Raw genomic sequence first — 16,767 nt, forward strand, 5'->3', positions numbered from 1 at the left:
CACACATGGCGACAGAAGAGCAGCTCGTCGAATACCTCAAGCGCGTGACGACCGAGCTCCACGACAGCAAGAAGCGGCTGCAGGCGGCCGAGGACAAGGACCACGAGCCCATCGCCATCATCGGCATCGGCTGCCGCTACCCCGGCGACATCGCGAGCCCCGAGGACCTGTGGCGGGTGGTGTCCGGCCGTACCGACGCGATCTCCGGGATGCCGGACGACCGCGGCTGGGACCTGGAGTCGATGTACAACCCGGATCCCGACGCGGTCGGCACCTCGTACGTCCGGGACGGCGGTTTCATGCGGGACGCCACCGCCTTCGACGCCGCGTTCTTCGGCGTCTCGCCGCGCGAGGCCGTGGCCATGGACCCGCAGCAGCGGCTGCTGCTCGAAACCTCGTGGGAGGCGATCGAGCGGGCCGGCATCGACCCGGACGCGCTGCGCGGCAGCCGGACCGGCGTGTTCGTGGGCGCCAACAGCCCCGAATTCCTCACGATGATGATGCAGGCGCCGCCGGAGCTGCAGGGCTACCTGATGACCGGCGTCGCCCCGAGCGTGGTGTCGGGCCGCGTCTCCTACACCCTGGGCCTGGAGGGGCCGGCCGTCACGATCGACACGGCCTGCTCCTCGTCCCTGGTTGCGCTGCACCTGGCGGTACGGGCGCTGCGCAACGGGGACTGCTCGCTGGCGCTGGCCGGGGCCGTGACCGTCCTGTCCACGCCGGGCACCTTCATCGGCTTCAGCCGGGTACGCGGGCTGGCCAGGGACGGCCGCTCCAAGGCGTTCTCCGCCGAGGCGGACGGCATGGGGCTCGCCGAGGGAGTCGGCATCCTCCTGGTCGAGCGGCTGTCGGACGCCCGCCGCAACGGCCACCCGGTGCTGGCGGTCGTTCGCGGCTCGGCGGTCAACCAGGACGGCGCCAGCAACGGCCTGACCGCGCCGAACGGCCCTTCCCAGCAGCGGGTGATCCGCCAGGCGCTCGCCGACGCCAGGCTCGCGCCCGTCCAGGTCGACGCGGTCGAGGCGCACGGCACGGGGACCCCGCTGGGTGACCCGATCGAGGCCCAGGCGCTCCTCGCGACCTATGGGCAGGAGAGAGACCAGCCGCTGTGGCTGGGGTCGATCAAGTCGAACATCGGCCACGCCCAGGCGGCCGCCGGCGCGGCGGGCGTCATCAAGATGGTCATGGCGATGCGCAACGGCGTCCTGCCCGCGACGCTGCACGCCGAGGAGCGCTCGCCGCACATCGACTGGTCGGCGGGCGCGGTGGAGCTGCTCACCGAGGCCCGCCCGTGGCCCGCGGGCGGCGAGCCGCGCCGGGCCGGCGTGTCGTCGTTCGGCATGAGCGGCACGAACGCGCACGTGGTGCTGGAGGAGGCGCCCGCCGAGACCCCGGCGGAGCCCGGCGGGGAGCTGCCCGTCGTGCCGTGGACGCTCTCGGCCAGGACGCGCGAGGCGCTGGAGCGGCAGGCCGGACGGCTCGCCTCGTGGACCCGGTCGCATCCCGAGCAGGGTGTGGTGGACGTCGGCTGGTCGTTGCTCGGCCGCTCGGCGTTCGACCACCGTGCGGTGGTGATCGGTGCGGACCGGGAGGAACTGCTGGCCGGTCTGGATGACGGTGCGGTGCGGGGTGTGGCCGGGCCGTGCGGCAAGACAGTGTTCGTCTTCCCCGGTCAGGGGTCGCAGTGGCTCGGCATGGGCGTCGAGCTGCTGGACGACTCCCCGGTGTTCGCCGCGCGGATGGCGGAGTGCGAGGCGGCGCTGTCGGAGTTCGTGGACTGGTCCCTCACCGATGTGCTGCGCGGCGGGGAGGGCTTGGACCGGGTTGATGTGGTGCAGCCGGTGCTGTGGGCCGTGATGGTGTCGCTGGCTGAGGTGTGGCGCTCGCTCGGAGTGGTCCCGGCCGCGGTGGTCGGTCATTCCCAGGGTGAGATTGCGGCTGCAGTGGTGGCGGGTGCGTTGTCGCTTGAGGACGGCGCGCGGGTGGTGGCGTTGCGGAGTCAGGCGATCGTGGCGCTGGCCGGTCGGGGCGGTATGGCGTCGATCCCGCTGCCCGCTTCGGAGGTGGCGGTAGAGGACCGGATCTCGATCGCGGCGGTGAACGGGCCTTCTTCGACGGTGGTGTCAGGCGATGCGGACGCCATTGAGGAATTGATCGCCGGCTATGAGGCGCAGGGGGTGCGGGCGCGGCGGATCGAGGTGGATTACGCGTCGCATTCGGCGCATGTCGAGGCGATCGAGGAGGAGTTGGCGGGCCTGCTGGCCCCGGTGACCCCGCGAGCGGGCGAGGTGCCGTGGTACTCGACCGTGCGGCAGTGCTGGTTGACCGGGACGGAGGTGGATGCCGCGTACTGGTATGAGAATCTGCGGCGGACGGTGTGGTTGGAGCCGTCGGTGCGGACGCTGGCCGAGCAGGGCCATGGGGTGTTCGTTGAGGTCAGTGCCCACCCGGTGTTGACGATGGCGGTGCAGGAGACGGTCGAGGACGTGGTGGCCTGCGGCACGCTGCGCCGCGACGACGGCGGTCTGCGCAGGCTGTGGACCAGCGCCGCCGAGCTGTGGGTACGCGGCGCGGAGATCGACTGGGCCGGTGTGTACGAACCCGCCCGCCCGAACCAGGTCGAACTGCCCACCTACGCCTTCGAGCGCGAGCCGTACTGGCCCAAGACCGTCCAGTCCAACGGCGACCTCACCCAGGTCGGTCTGGGCCCCGCCGGGCACCCGCTGCTGGCGGCGGCGGTGTCGCTCGCGGACGGCGAGGGCGTGCTGCTGACCGGCAGGCTCTCGTTGAAGACCCACCCGTGGCTGGCCGACCACCAGGTCAACGGCCAGGTGCTGCTGCCCGGCACGGCGTTCGTGGAGCTGGCCGTCAGGGCCGGTGACGAGGCCGGCTGCGACCTGCTCGAAGAGCTGACCCTGCAGGCCCCGCTGATCCTGCCCGAGCGCGGCGGCGTCCAGGTGCAGGTGGCCGTGGGAGCGCCCGACGAGGACGGCCGGCGGGCGCTGACCATTCACGCCCGGCTCGACGACGAGCCCTGGACCAGGCACGCCACCGGCTTCCTCGCCAAGGACACCGGCGCCGTGGCGTTCGGCGAGCCGTCGTGGCCGCCCGCGGGCGCGACCGCCGTAGGCGCCGACGACGTCTACGAGCTGCTCGCGGGCATCGGCGTCGGCTACGGCGCGGCCTTCCGCGGCCTGCGGGCCGTCTGGCGGCGCGACCGGGAACTGTTCGCCGAGGTCGCCCTGCCCGAGGAGGCCGCCGCGGACCTGGCCGGATTCGGGCTGCACCCGGCGCTGCTCGACGCGGCCATCCAGCCGCTCGCCGTGGGCGACTTCTTCCCCGCCCAGGACGGCGCCGGACCCGTCCTGCCCTTCGCCTGGACCGGCGTGCGGCTGGCCGCCACCGGCGCGGCCACCTTACGGGTCCGGCTGGCGCCCGCGGGAGCGAACGCGGTCCGCATCGAGGTGGCCGACGCCACCGGCGCGCCCGTCGCCTCCGTGGACTCGCTGGTCGTGCGCGCGATGGCCGCCGCCGACCTCAAGGCCGCCGCGGACCCGCTACGGGACGCGCTGTTCGCCCTCGAATGGGTGCCCGCGCAGCCCGCCCCCGCCCGGGACGGCATCCGATACGCGCTCGCCTGCGGCGACGCCTCCCGGCTCGGCCTGCCGCTGGACGCCCTCGACCCGGACGGCCCCGTGCCGGACCTGGCGATCCTGGTCTGCACCCCGTACACGGGCGACGACCCGGCCGCCGGGGCCCGCGCCGCGACCGGCGAGGTGCTGGCCGCCGCCCAGTCCTGGCTCGAACAGGAGCAGTACGCCGACGTGCCCCTCGTCGTCCTCACCCGGGGAGCCACCGGCGACGACCTGCCGAGCGCCGCCGTATGGGGGCTGGTCCGCTCGGCCCAGTCGGAGAACCCCGGCCGGTTCGTCCTCCTCGACGTCGACGGCACGGACGCGTCCTGGCAGGCGGTCCCCACCGCCCTCGCCTCGGGCGAACCCCAGCTCGCGCTGGTCGAAGGCGAGGCCCTGGTCCCGCGGCTGGCCCGGCACCGCGCCGCGGAGCCCGCCGGCCACGGCACGTGGACCCCCGACGGGACCGTGCTGATCACCGGCGGCACCGGCACCCTGGGCGGGATCGTCGCCCGTCACCTGGTGACCGAGCACGGGGTCCGGCGGCTGGTGCTGATCAGCCGGCGCGGCCCCAACGCCGACGGCGCGGCCGACCTGATGACCGAGCTGACCGGGCTGGGCGCGGACGTGACCGTCACCGCCTGCGACGCCGCCGACCGGCAGGCGCTGGCGGACGTGCTGGCCGCCATCCCGGACGAGCACCCGCTCACCGGCGTCGTCCACACGGCCGGCGCGCTGGACGACGGCGTCCTGGCCGCGCTGACGCCCGAGCGGATCGACAACGTGCTGCGGGCCAAGGCCGACGCCGTGCTGAACCTGCACGAGCTGACCAAGGACCTGCCGCTGACCGCGTTCGTGCTGTTCTCGTCGGCCGCCGGCGTCTTCGGCGGCCCCGGCCAGGGCAACTACGCGGCCGCCAACGCCTTCGTGGACGCCCTCGCGCAGTGGCGCGGGCGGCTCGGCCTGCCCGCCCTGTCCCTGGCCTGGGGCCTGTGGGAGCAGGACAGCGGGCTGACCGGCACGCTCAGCGAGACCGACCGGGCGCGACTGGCCCGCACCGGCGTCGCGCCGCTGTCCACCGCCGACGGGCTCGCGCTGCTGGACGCGGCCTGCGCCGCGGACCGGGCGGCGCTGGTGCCGATCCGGCTGGAGTTCGCCGCGCTGCGGATGGCGGCCCAGTTCGGGGCGCTGCCCACGATCCTTCAGGAGCTCGTCCCCACCTCCAAGCGGCGGGTGGTGGGCAACGACCCGGCCGCCGCGTCGGAGCTGCGCGAGCGCCTGGCCCGCATGCCCGAGGCCGAGCACGCCAGGGTGCTGCTCGACCTGGTGCTCGGCCAGGTGGCGACCGTGCTCGGCTACCGCGACGCCGGCGCCGTGGAGCAGGACCGTCCGTTCAACGAGGCCGGGTTCGACTCGCTGACCGCCGTCGAGTTCCGCAACAGGATGAACGCGGCCACCGGGCTGCGGCTGCCCGCCACGCTGATCTTCGACTACCCGACGCCCGTCCAGCTGGTCCAGTATCTCCGGGGCCGCCTGCTCGACGGGCCCCAGACGGCCGTCTCCGCCACGACCCGGGCCGGTGAGGAGGAGCCGATCGTCATCGTCGGCATGAGCTGCCGGCTCCCCGGCGGCGTCACCAACCCCGACGAGCTGTGGAACCTGGTCGCCGAGGGCGGCGACGCGATGTCGATGTTCCCCTCCGACCGCAACTGGAACCTGGACGAGCTCTACCACCCGGACCCCGAGCACCCCGGCACCACGTACGCCCGCGAGGGCGGCTTCGTCTACGACGCCACCGCGTTCGACCCGGCGTTCTTCAGCATCTCGCCCAGGGAGGCCGTGGCCATGGACCCCCAGCAGCGCCTGCTGCTGGAGAGCTCGTGGGAGGCGCTGGAGCACGCCGGCATCGACCCGGCCGGGCTGCGCGGCAGCAAGACCGGCGTGTACGTCGGGCTGATGTACCACGACTACGGGATGCACCTGCAGCAACCGGCGAGCGACCTCGAGGGCCTGGTCGGCACCGGCATCTCGGCCGGCGTCGCCTCCGGGCGGGTGTCGTACACCTTCGGGTTCGAGGGCCCGTCGGTCACCCTCGACACGGCCTGTTCCTCCTCGCTGGTGGCGCTGCACATGGCGATCCAGGCGCTGCGGCGCGGCGAGTGCTCGCTGGCCCTGGCCGGCGGCGTCACCGTGCTGTCCACCCCCTCCGTGTTCGTCGACTTCAGCCGCCAGCGCGGGCTTGCCTCCAACGGCCGCTGCAAGTCGTTCGCCGCGGCCGCCGACGGCACCGGCTGGGCGGAAGGCGTGGGCATGCTGCTCGTCGAGCGGCTCTCCGACGCGCGCCGCAACGGCCACCCCATCCTGGCCGTCGTACGCGGCAGCGCGATCAACCAGGACGGCGCCAGCTACGGGCTCACCGCCCCCAACGGCCCCTCCCAGCAGCGGCTCATCGAGCAGACGCTGGCCGACGCGGGGCTGGGCGCCGCCGACGTCGACGCCGTCGAGGGCCACGGCACCGGCACCACCCTCGGCGACCCGATCGAGGCGCAGGCCATCGTCGCCACCTACGGCCAGGACCGGCCGCAGGACCGGCCGCTCTACCTGGGCTCGGTGAAGTCGAACCTCGGCCACACCCAGGCCGCGGCCGGAGTGGCGGGCGTCATCAAGATGGTGATGGCCATGCGGCACGGCGTGCTGCCGAAGACCCTGCACGTGGACGAGCCGACGACGCACGTCGCCTGGGACTCCGGCGCCGTCAGGCTGCTCACCGAGGCCACCCCATGGCCGGAGACCGGCAGGCCGCGCCGCGCGGGCGTCTCGTCCTTCGGCATCAGCGGCACCAACGCGCACGTCATCGTGGAGCAGGTCCAGGAGGAGCCCGCCGCGCCGCCGGCGGAGACCGGGCGGCCGGTGATCCCCTGGGTGCTGTCGGCCAAGACGCAGGACGCGCTGAAGGCCCAGGCCCGCCGGCTGCGCGAGCACCTGGCGGCCCGGCCCGCCCGCCCGGCCGCGGACCTGGCCTGGTCGCTCGCCACCACGCGGTCCTCGTTCAAGCGGCGGCTGGTCGTCCTGGGCGCCACCCGTGACGAGCTCGCCGCCGGGCTGGAGGCGGCGATCGAGGGGACCGCGGCGGACAACGTGATCACCGGATCGGCGGCCCGCGGCAGGACGGCGTACCTCTTCACCGGCCAGGGCAGCCAGCGCCCGGCCATGGGGGAGGAGCTGTACGCGGCCTACCCCGAGTACGCGGAGGCCTTCGACGCGGTCTGCGCCAGGTTCGACCGGCACCTCGACCGGCCGCTGCGCGAGGTCATCGCCGGCGACGCCGAGCTGCTCAAGCAGACGCGATACACCCAGGCGGCGCTGTTCGCCGTCGAGGTCGCCCTGTTCCGGGTCCTGGAGGCGTGGGGCGTGCGGCCCGACTACCTGGCCGGCCACTCCATCGGCGAGATCGCCGCCGCGCACGTCGCCGGCGTGCTGTCGCTGGACGACGCGGTGACGCTCGTCGCCGCCAGGGGCAGGCTCATGCAGGCGCTGCCCCCCGGCGGCGCGATGGTCTCGGTACGCGGCGCCACCGAGGAGGAGGTGCTGCCGCTGCTCGCCGGGTACGAGGAGCGCGTCGGCATCGCCTCGCTCAACGGACCGGCGTCCCTGGTCCTGTCCGGCGACGAGACGAGCGTGCTGGAGCTGGCCGAACGGCTGGCCCGGCGCGGCTGCAAGACCAAGCGGCTGACCGTCAGCCACGCGTTCCACTCGCCGCTGATGGAGCCCGCGCTGGAGGAGTTCGTGAGCGTGGCGCGAGGGCTGGCCTTCCAGCCGCCCGCCATCCCCATCGTCTCCAACGTCACCGGCGAGCTCGCCACCGCCGGCGAGCTGACCTCGCCCGAGTACTGGGCCCGCCACCTGCGGCAGGCCGTGCGCTTCTGCGACGGCGTGCGGACCCTGCGGGACCAGGGCGTGTCCACGTTCCTGGAGCTCGGCCCGGACGCCGTGCTGTCGGCCATGGTCGAGGACTGCCTGGACGGCTGGAACGGCGTCGCCGCGCCGGTGCTGCGCCGCGACCGGGCCGAGGCGACCACGCTGGTCGAGGCCCTGGCCCGGGCGCACGCGAACGGCGTCGGCGTCGACTGGGGCGCGGTGATCGGCACGGGCACGCCCGTACCGCTGCCGACCTATCCCTTCCGGCGGCAGCGCTACTGGCCGGACGCGCCCCGGCACGAGGAGGCCGCGGGGCCCGACCAGGAGTTGTGGGACGCCGTCGCCCGGGGCGACCGCGACGGCCTGCTCGCGGTGCTCGGCCTGCGCGGCGCGGCGACGCTCGACGAGCTGCTGCCCGCGCTGGCCAGATTGCGCGGCCAGGACGGCGCCGACCACGCGGACGTGCGCTACCAGCTCGGCTGGCAGCCCCTGACGGACCTGCCCGCACCCGCGCTCCGCGGCACCTGGCTGGTGGTCGCCCCCGACGGCGCCGGCCCGGACGGGACGCCGGTCGGCACCGCATCGGGCCAGGCGCTGGTGGCCGGGCTCGCGGCGCACGGGGCCGACACCGTACGGCTGTCCGCGATGCCGGACACCGACGGCGGCGTGGCGGGCGTCGTCTGCCTGCTGCCGGAAGGCGCGACCGCTCCGGAGCTCCCGGCGGGAACGGCGCCGGTCTGGTTCCTCACGCGGGGGGCGATCCAGGTGGCGCCGTCCGACCCGCTGGCCGGGCCGCAGGCCGCCCGCGACTGGGGCGACCTGCGGGCCACGGCCGGTCGGCGGCGCGGCGGGCTGATCGACCTGCCGGACCGGCTGGACGAGCAGGTCATGCGCCGGCTGTGCGGGGTGCTGTCCGGGCTGACCGGCGAGAACGAGGTGGCGGTGCGCTCCGGCGGGGCCTTCGCCCGCAGGCTGCGCCCGGCACCGCCGCGCGGCGCCCCGACCGGCCGTGAATGGCGTCCCGGCGGCACGGTCCTGGTGGCCGGTCCGCTCGACGAGACCGCCGCCGAGCTGGCCAGATGGGCCGCGCGCAACGGCGCGGACGAGGTCGTCCTGACCCAGCCGCACGCCGAGCTCGAAAGCGAGCCTGGCGTGGTCGTCCGGGCCGTCGGCGGGCGGCTGCCCGCGGGCCGGGTGACCGCCGTCGTCTGCACGACCGCCGAGGCGGCGTACGCGCTCGACAAGCCCGCCCGCGCCGCGGACGTGCCCGTCTTCCTCATGCTGGCCCCGGCGCACGCCGCCTGGGGCGGGGACGGCGCCGGCACGTACGAGTACTTCACCGCGCTCGCCGACGAGCGGCTCGCGTCCGGGCAGCCCGCGCTGGCCGTCGCGGCGGGCCTCAAGGAGCCCGCGGACGCGGTCTCCGCCGTCCGCCAGGCCATTCGCCAGGGGGACAGGGCGCTCGTCGTCGCCGACCCGGACTGGGCCGCGCTCGCCGCGGCCGGGTCCGCCCGGCTGCTGGGGGAGATCCCGCAGGCGGCGGACCGGCAGGACGGGCCGGACGACGTGGTGGACGGCATCGCCGCCTTCCGCCGCCTGCTGTCCGACAGCCCGGCCGACGAGCACCACGGCATCGTGCTCGACGTGGTACGCGGCCAGGCCGCCGCGATCCTGCAGTTGCCGCTGCCCGACGCGGTGGAGCGGGACGCGGAGTTCTTCGAGCTGGGCTTCTCCTCGATGGCCGCGGTGGAGCTGCGCAACCGGCTCGTCGAGCTGACCGGCATCGAGGTGGCGGCCGACGCGATCTACGACTACCCGACCCCCGCCGAGCTGGCCGAGCACCTGCTCGCGGAGGCCGTGAGCTGAGCTCGCGAACCCACCCTCGCGGCCCCACCCCTCGCGGCCCCGCCCCTCGCGGCCCCCACCTGAGAAAGGACGCACCCATGCTGGATGGCTGCACGCCCTGGCCGGAGGAGTTCGCCGAGCGCTACCGCTCGGCCGGTCACTGGCGCGACGAGACGTTGGGCGAGATCCTCGGCGCGCGGGCGCGCTCCCACCCGGACAAGCTCGCCCTCGTGGCGGGCGACCACCGGTGGAGCTACGCCGAGCTGGACAGCCGGGCCGACCGCATGGCGGCGTGGCTGCGCGAGATCGGCATCGGTCCGGGGGACCGGGTCGTCGTGCAGCTCCCCAACGTCCCGGAGCTCGTCGCGCTGCTGTTCGCCCTGTTCAGGATCGGTGCTCTGCCGGTCATGGCGCTGCCGGCCCACCGCGGCAGCGAGATCACGTACTTCTGCGAGTTCACGGAGGCGGCCGCGTACGTCATTCCGGACGTGCACGCCGGGTTCGACTACCGGGACCTGGCCGCCGACGTGGCGGCGCGGGTGCCCACGCTCAAGCACGTGCTCGTCGCGGGCGACCCGGGCGGCTTCACCCGGCTGGACTACGCGGACGCCGGGGCGGCCGGCCTGCCCCGGCCCGACCCCGCCGGCGTGGCGCTCTTCCTGCTGTCGGGCGGTACGACCGGCGTGCCCAAGCTCGTGCCCCGCGCGCACCAGGAGTGGGCCTACAGCGGGCGCGCGGTCGCCGAGGCGTGCGACTACGGCGAGGAGACCGTCCACCTGGTGAGCCTGCCGCTGTGTCACAACTGGCCGCTGACCCACGGGCTGCTGGCCACCTTCCACGCCGCCGGCACGCTCGTGCTGGCGCCCGTCCCCAGCCCGGACGAGACCTTCCCGCTCATCGAGCGGGAAGGGGTGACCGAGACCGGCCTGATCCCCGGCGCGGCCCTGCTGTGGATGGAGGCCGCCGAGTGGGACGAATACGACCTGTCCAGCCTGCGCCGCGTCACGATCGGCGGGTCGAAGCTCCAGAACGAGCTGGCCCGCCGGGTCCAGCCCGCGCTCGGCTGCCGGCTCCAGCAGGCCTTCGGCATGGCCGAGGGATTGTGCGGGTTCCACCGGTGGGACGACCCGGAGGACGTGGTCCTGGTCAGCCAGGGGCTGCCCGTCTCCCCGGACGACGAGGTGCGGGTCGTCGACGAGGACGACCGCGACGTCGCGCCGGGCGAGGTGGGGCAGCTCCTGGCGCGCGGGCCGTACACGGTGCGCGGCTACTACCGGGCGCCCGAGCACAACGCCAGGACGTTCACCGCCGACGGCTACTACCGGACCGGCGACCTCGTACGGCTGCTGCCGGCCGGGCACGTCGTCTTCGAGGGCAGGGTCAAGGACCAGATCAACCGGGGCGCCGAGAAGATCGCGGCCGAGGAGGTGGAGAACCACCTGCTCGCGCACCCGGGCGTCAGGGAGGTCGCCCTGGTGGGCCTGCCCGACGAGGTGCTCGGCGAGCGGGCGTGCGCGTGCGTCGTGCCCCGCGGCACGCCGCCGGCGCTCGGCGACCTGACCGCGTTCCTGCGAGAGCGCGGGGTGGCGGCCTTCAAGTTCCCCGACCGCCTGGAGATCGTCCAGGAGCTCCCGGTCACCCCGCTCGGCAAGGTCAGCAAGAAGGCGCTCGCCGGGATGTTCAGCTAACCCACGCTCGCAGAGGATGTACCCGATGCACGTCGCAGACATCGACTTGCCCGGCTTCCTGGAAGTGCACGCCAAGGCCACCATCGAGGCGCGCAACAACGCCTGCCCGGCGCTGGCGACCTGGCGCCAGGAGATCCCGCCCGTGGACCCGGTCGGGCTGCTGAGACCGCTGTTCGAGCGGTCCACGCGGACCTTCGTCTGGATGTCGCCGCACGCCAGCGTCATAGCGATGGGCAGCGCGACGGACTTCACGCACACCGGCCACGACAGGTTCGCCGGCATCCGGCGGGGCTGGGAGCGGGCGGCCGGGACCGCGGTATCCGGCGGGCCGGGGCCGCGCGCCATGCCGTCGCTGGTCGGCGGGTTCGCCTTCGCACCGCGCCCCGGGCCGCTGCCCGAGGCGCTGATGTGGGTGCCCAGGGTGCTGATCTCGCGGGACCCCGACGGCACTACGTCGCTCGCGCTCAGCGTCAGCGTCGACCCCCGGCCCACCACGACGGACGGGCCCGCGCGCACGGTCGCGGACGCCTTCGCCCTGATCTCGTCCGGCGGGATCCGTCCCTGCCCCAGCCCGCTGCTCCCGGGCACGACCATGATCGAGGTTCCCTCCGCGTCGGAGTGGAAGGCGCTGGTCGCGCACACCACCGAGCAGATCGCCCGCGGCAGGTTCGACAAGGCCGTGCTGGCCCGCCAGCTGCGGATCACCTCCCCGTGGGGGTACGACCTGGCCTCCGTGCTGGGCTCCCTGCGCGACACGCAACCGGGGAGCACCGTCTTCGCCGTGGCCGCGTACGGGCACGCCTTCGTCGGCGCCACCCCGGAGCGGCTGGTCGGCCTGCGCGGCGGCCGGGCCGAGTCGATGAGCCTGGCGGCGTCCATGCCGCGCGGCGCGACGCCCGCCGAGGACGCGTGCCTGCGCGCCGCCCTGCTGCAGGACGACAAAAGCCGGCGCGAGCAGCGGATCGTCACCGCGACGCTGCGGCACGCGTTCGACCAGGTGTGCCGCACGGTCACGGTGCCGGACGAGCCGCACGTGCTCGACCTGCCGAACCTGCGGCACCTGCACACCCGCATCGTCGGCGAGATCGCCGACCCGGAGACCGCCAGCGTCCTCGACCTGGTGGAGCGGCTGCACCCGTCACCCGCCGTCGGCGGTCATCCACGCCGGGCCGCGCTGGAGTGGGTGCGCGACGCCGAGCCCTTCGACCGCGGCTGGTACGCGGGCCCCGTCGGGTGGATGAACGACGAGCAGGAGGGCGAGTTCGCGGTGGCGATCCGCTCGGCGCACGTGCAGGACGAGACCGCGACCCTGTACGCCGGATGCGGCATCGTGGCGGGCTCCGACCCGGAGGCCGAGCTGGAGGAGACCCGGCTCAAGTTCCGGCCCATGCTAAATGCGCTGGCGATTCCGTTGTCGGAAAGGGCACCATATAGACAGTCCCGATGAGAAGATCTTGGAAACGACCGGTCTCTGGAGGGGCTGGAAATGATTGAAATAACCGGCTTGACGAAACGCTACGGCAATAAGACCGCGGTCGACGGATTGACGTTCGGCGTCCACCCCGGGCGGGTCACCGGATTTCTCGGCCCCAACGGCGCGGGCAAATCCACCACGATGAGGGCCATTCTCGGCCTCGACCGCCTCGACGGGGGAAGCGTGACGGTCAACGGGCGCGCCTACGCGGGTCTGCCGCGGCCGATGCGCGAGGTGGGCGCCCTGCTGGACGCCCGCGCCGTGCACCCCAGGCGCACGGCCCGCAACCACCTGCTCTGCATCGCCCAGACCAACGCCATCCCCGCCCGTCGGGTGGACGAGGTCCTGCGCCTGGTCGGGCTGGAGTCGGTGGCGGGCAAGCGCGCCGGCGGCTTCTCGCTGGGCATGGGGCAGCGGCTCGGCATCGCGGTGGCGCTGCTCGGCGACCCGAAGGTGCTGTTATTCGACGAGCCCGTCAACGGCCTCGACCCCGAGGGCATCAAGTGGATCCGCGAGCTGATGCGGGGGCTGGCCGCGGAAGGCCGCACCGTGCTGGTCTCCAGCCACCTGATGAGCGAGATGGCGCAGACCGCCGACCATCTCATCGTGATCGGCAGGGGAAAGCTGATCGCGGACATCGGCATCACCGAGTTCGTCCGGCAGGGCTCCAACGTGCTGGTGCGGGCCGATGAGCACGAGCTGCTCGTCCCGCTCCTGACCGAGGCCGGCGCCACCGTCCACCCGGGCGCCGACGGCGCCCTCATCGTCACCGGGCTGGAGCCCAGGGAGATCGGCAAGGCGGCGCTGGCCGCCGGGGTGGTGCTGACGGAGCTGACGCCGCAGCGCTCCCTGGAGCAGGCCTACATGGATCTGACCCGTGACAGCATCGAGTTCCAGGCGAGTGTGGCATGAGCGTGGCCATCGCGGACACGATCCGCTCCGAGTGGACCAAGTTCCGCACGATACCGTCCAACATCCCTACGATCCTCACCGCCGTGGCGCTCATGGTCGGCCTGGGCGCGGCCACCGCCAACGGCGCGGCCGAGGGCTACCTGGCGGCCTCCGCGACCGGCCGGGCGATGTTCGACCCCACCTACATCAGCATGTACGGCGGGTTCCTGTTCGCCCAGATCACCGTGGGCGCGCTGGGCGTGCTCGTGGTGACCCACGAGTACGCCACCGGCCTGATCCGCACCAGCGTGACCGTGGTCCCGCGGCGCGGCCGGCTGCTGGCCGCCAAAGTGGCCACGTTCGGGCTGATCGCCCTGCTGATGGGCCTGGTGGCGGGCTTCGGCGCGTACTTCCTCGGGCAGCGGGTGATCGGGGCGGCCGGCGCGCCCACCGCCTCGCTCGGCCAGCCGGGCGTGCTGCGCGCCATCGTCGGCATGGGCCTGATCTGGGCGCTGGTCGGCCTGGTCGGCGTGGCGGTCGGCGGCCTGCTGCGGGCCACGATGAGCGCCACGACCGTGGTGGTGGCGATCAACTTCATCATCCCCGTCATCACGCCCAGGCTGCTTCCCGACGCGATCGGCGACTGGGTGACGACGTACTGGCCGATCTCGGCCGGCCTCCAGGTCACCACCACCGTGCAGCTGCCCGATCGGATGCTCCCGTGGTCCGGGCTCGGCGTGATGGCCGCGTTCACCGCGGTCCTGCTGTTCGTGGCGTTCGCGCTGTTCCGCTCGCGCGACACCTGAGAGATTCCCCCGCTCCCGGCGCGCGTCACGCGCGCCGGGAATTCGGCGTGCCGTCCGGCCCCGAAGTGGGGCTTGAGCGGCCTCTTTAATGGGCGCTAGGGGTTACCCGCCTTATCCCGGCTCGCGAATACTGATGACGCTTGACCGGGAAATTCTGGCGGGGAGGGGCGTTCAACAATGGCGTCGAGTTTCGCGAACGGCCAGTGCCGTTCCTTCCGCGGCGACGGGCGGCCGGACCTGTTGGTGCGCAACACGGAAACCGGCGAATTGTTCGTCCACCCGCACAGCGGCGAGTTCAACGGGACCGAAACCTACGGCGACCCGGTGAAGATCGGTGACGGCTTCGGCTGGTGGCGGTTCTTCTTCGTCCGCGCCGTCGACGCGACCGGCGACGGGCAGGCCGACATCTGCGCGTTCAGCGCCAGCGAGTACGGCATCAACCCCGGCGAGAACGGCGAGCACGGCTTCTTCCTGCTGCGCAACCTGGGCGGCCCCGGCGAGATCGGCCCGTTCGCCGATCCGATCCGCGTGTCCGGCAAGCGCGACGACGGCCGGGAGTGGGAGACGATCGGGTTCGCCGACGTGACCGGCACCGGCCCCGACGACACGTTCGGCAAGGGCAAGGATGCCGGCAACGTGGACGTCTTCCCCCACCGCGACCAGGGGGTCGTGCGGAACGACACCTACGACAAGGACCCGGTGCGGCTCACCGAGGTCGGCGTCGACGACCTTCCCGTCGCCATGGCCGACTTCACCGGCAACGGCAACCTGGACCTGCTGGTCCGCCGCGCGAACGGCGACCTCGACCTGTACGAGTTCGCGGCCCCGCCCGGCACCCCGGCCGCCGCGACCACCGAGGGCACCTGGTACACCGTCGCCCACGGCTGGCAGGACATGCGCCTGGTGACGCTCACCGACATCGACCTGGACGGCCGGCCCGACCTGCTGGGCCTGCGCCCCGACGGAACGCTCGAGGCGTATGTGCACTCCGGGAAATTCAGGCCCGAGGACCCGCTCGACCTCTTCCGCGAGCCGGTCACCGTCGGCACCGGATTCGGCAAGTACGACGTCATCAGCTGATGGCCCAAGAGCGTTTCCCCGCCCTCTGCTCGCTCCGTCGGAAACTGGATTGGTTCAATGTCCTACGAACGCTCCTCTCGTAGTTTCTCCGACGACGCGGTGGCGATCGTCGGCATTTCCTGCCGCCTTCCTCAGGCCCCGGACCCGGACTCCTTCTGGCGGCTGCTGCGCGACGGGGGCGACGCCGTCACCGACGTTCCCAGCGGCCGGTGGAACTCCCCGGAGACCGAATCGCTCCGCGGCGGCTTCCTCACCGGCATAGCCGAGTTCGACGCCGAGTTCTTCGGGATCTCGCCGAACGAGGCCGCGATGATGGACCCCCAGCAGCGGCTGCTCATGGAGCTGAGCTGGGAGGCGCTCGAAGACGCGGGCATCGTCCCGGACAGCCTGCGGGGCACCGGCACGAGCGTCTTCATCGGCGCCATGGCCGGCGACTACGCCCAGCTGCTGCAGGGCACCGGCCGCGCGGCGCTGACCCGCCACAGCCTCACGGGCATCAGCCGGGCGCTGCTCGCCAACCGGATCTCGTACACGCTCGGGCTGAGCGGCCCCAGCATGACCGTGGACTCCGCCCAGTCGGCCTCGCTCACCGCCGTGCACCTGGCCTGCGAGAGCCTGCGCAGCGGCGAGTCGGGCCTGGCCATCGTCGGCGGCGTGAACCTCAACCTGACCCCCGACAGCACGCTCGCCGCGCTCAGGTTCGGCGCACTGTCGCCCGACGGCAGGTGCTTCACCTTCGACGCCCGCGCCAACGGCTACGTCCGCGGCGAGGGCGGCGGCATCGTCGTGCTCAAGCCGCTGGCCCGCGCGCTCGCCGACGGCGACCACGTCCACTGCGTGATCGCCGGCAGCGCCGTGAACAACGACGGCGGCGGCGACGGGCTCACCGTCCCCGACCAGGACGCCCAGGAAGAGGTCATCCGGCTGGCCTGCGAGCGGGCCGGCGTGCCGGCGGCCGACATCCAGTACGTCGAGCTGCACGGCACCGGAACCCGGGTCGGCGACCCCATCGAGGCACGCGCCCTCGGCGCCGCCATCGGCACCGCCAAGGACGCGGGCACGCCGCTGCTCGTCGGGTCGGCCAAGACCAACATCGGCCACCTGGAAGGCGCCGCCGGAATCGTCGGCCTGCTCAAGACCGTGCTGGCCATCCGGCACCGCGAGCTGCCGGCGTCACTCAACTTCGAGACGCCCAGCCCGCTGATCCCCTTCGACGAGCTGAACCTGCGCGTCAACACCGCGCTGTCCACCTGGCCGCGCGCCGGCGAACCGCTGGTCGCCGGGGTCAGCTCGTTCGGCATGGGGGGCGCCAACTGCCACGTGGTGCTCGCCGAGCACCCGCGGGAGACGCCGCGGCCGGCGCCCGGTCCCGCCGGGCCGGTGATCCTGCCGCTGGCCGGGCAGAGCGAGGCCGCGCTCCGCGCCCAGGCGGG

The 16,767-nt window shown here is 73.7% G+C and carries 7 protein-coding genes; all 7 read left to right on the forward strand.

The annotated features are described in order from the left end of the window. The first annotated feature begins 5 nt into the window (after positions 1-5). On the forward strand, positions 6-9,416 hold the full coding sequence (locus ACWDX9_RS36840) for an SDR family NAD(P)-dependent oxidoreductase (protein ID WP_449962431.1): 9,411 nt from the start codon (positions 6-8) through the stop codon (positions 9,414-9,416). 77 nt (positions 9,417-9,493) lie between these two features. Further along, entirely contained in the window at positions 9,494-11,083 is a 1,590-nt protein-coding gene (locus ACWDX9_RS36845) for a (2,3-dihydroxybenzoyl)adenylate synthase (protein WP_449962434.1), read from the forward strand. 25 nt (positions 11,084-11,108) lie between these two features. Next, positions 11,109-12,530 (forward strand): isochorismate synthase, encoded by a 1,422-nt coding sequence (locus ACWDX9_RS36850; protein ID WP_449910906.1) that lies wholly within the window; start codon positions 11,109-11,111, stop codon positions 12,528-12,530. A gap of 39 nt (positions 12,531-12,569) precedes the next feature. Beyond that, complete coding sequence (locus ACWDX9_RS36855; protein WP_449962437.1) at positions 12,570-13,469, forward strand: ABC transporter ATP-binding protein; 900 nt, start codon at positions 12,570-12,572, stop codon at positions 13,467-13,469. Next, complete coding sequence (locus tag ACWDX9_RS36860; protein WP_449962440.1) at positions 13,466-14,254, forward strand: hypothetical protein; 789 nt, start codon at positions 13,466-13,468, stop codon at positions 14,252-14,254. Before ACWDX9_RS36855 ends, ACWDX9_RS36860 begins: the two co-directional genes overlap by 4 nt. A gap of 177 nt (positions 14,255-14,431) precedes the next feature. After that, entirely contained in the window at positions 14,432-15,334 is a 903-nt protein-coding gene (locus ACWDX9_RS36865) for an FG-GAP repeat domain-containing protein (protein WP_449962443.1), read from the forward strand. A 57-nt stretch (positions 15,335-15,391) separates the two neighbouring features. Continuing rightward, positions 15,392-16,767, forward strand: a 1,376-nt coding sequence (locus tag ACWDX9_RS36870) for a type I polyketide synthase (protein WP_449962445.1), incomplete at its 3' end; no start/stop codon positions are given.

The organism is Nonomuraea sp. NPDC003201 (assembly GCF_053590415.1).

What these genes read in the sequence shown, in the direction of transcription:
- ACWDX9_RS36855 (WP_449962437.1), top strand. Translation starts at nt 12,570, where the DNA reads ATGATTGAAATAACCGGCTTGACGAAACGCTACGGCAATAAGACCGCG.
- ACWDX9_RS36850 (WP_449910906.1), top strand. Translation starts at nt 11,109, where the DNA reads ATGCACGTCGCAGACATCGACTTGCCCGGCTTCCTGGAAGTGCACGCC.
- ACWDX9_RS36840 (WP_449962431.1), top strand. Translation starts at nt 6, where the DNA reads ATGGCGACAGAAGAGCAGCTCGTCGAATACCTCAAGCGCGTGACGACC.
- ACWDX9_RS36845 (WP_449962434.1), top strand. Translation starts at nt 9,494, where the DNA reads ATGCTGGATGGCTGCACGCCCTGGCCGGAGGAGTTCGCCGAGCGCTAC.
- ACWDX9_RS36865 (WP_449962443.1), top strand. Translation starts at nt 14,432, where the DNA reads ATGGCGTCGAGTTTCGCGAACGGCCAGTGCCGTTCCTTCCGCGGCGAC.
- ACWDX9_RS36860 (WP_449962440.1), top strand. Translation starts at nt 13,466, where the DNA reads ATGAGCGTGGCCATCGCGGACACGATCCGCTCCGAGTGGACCAAGTTC.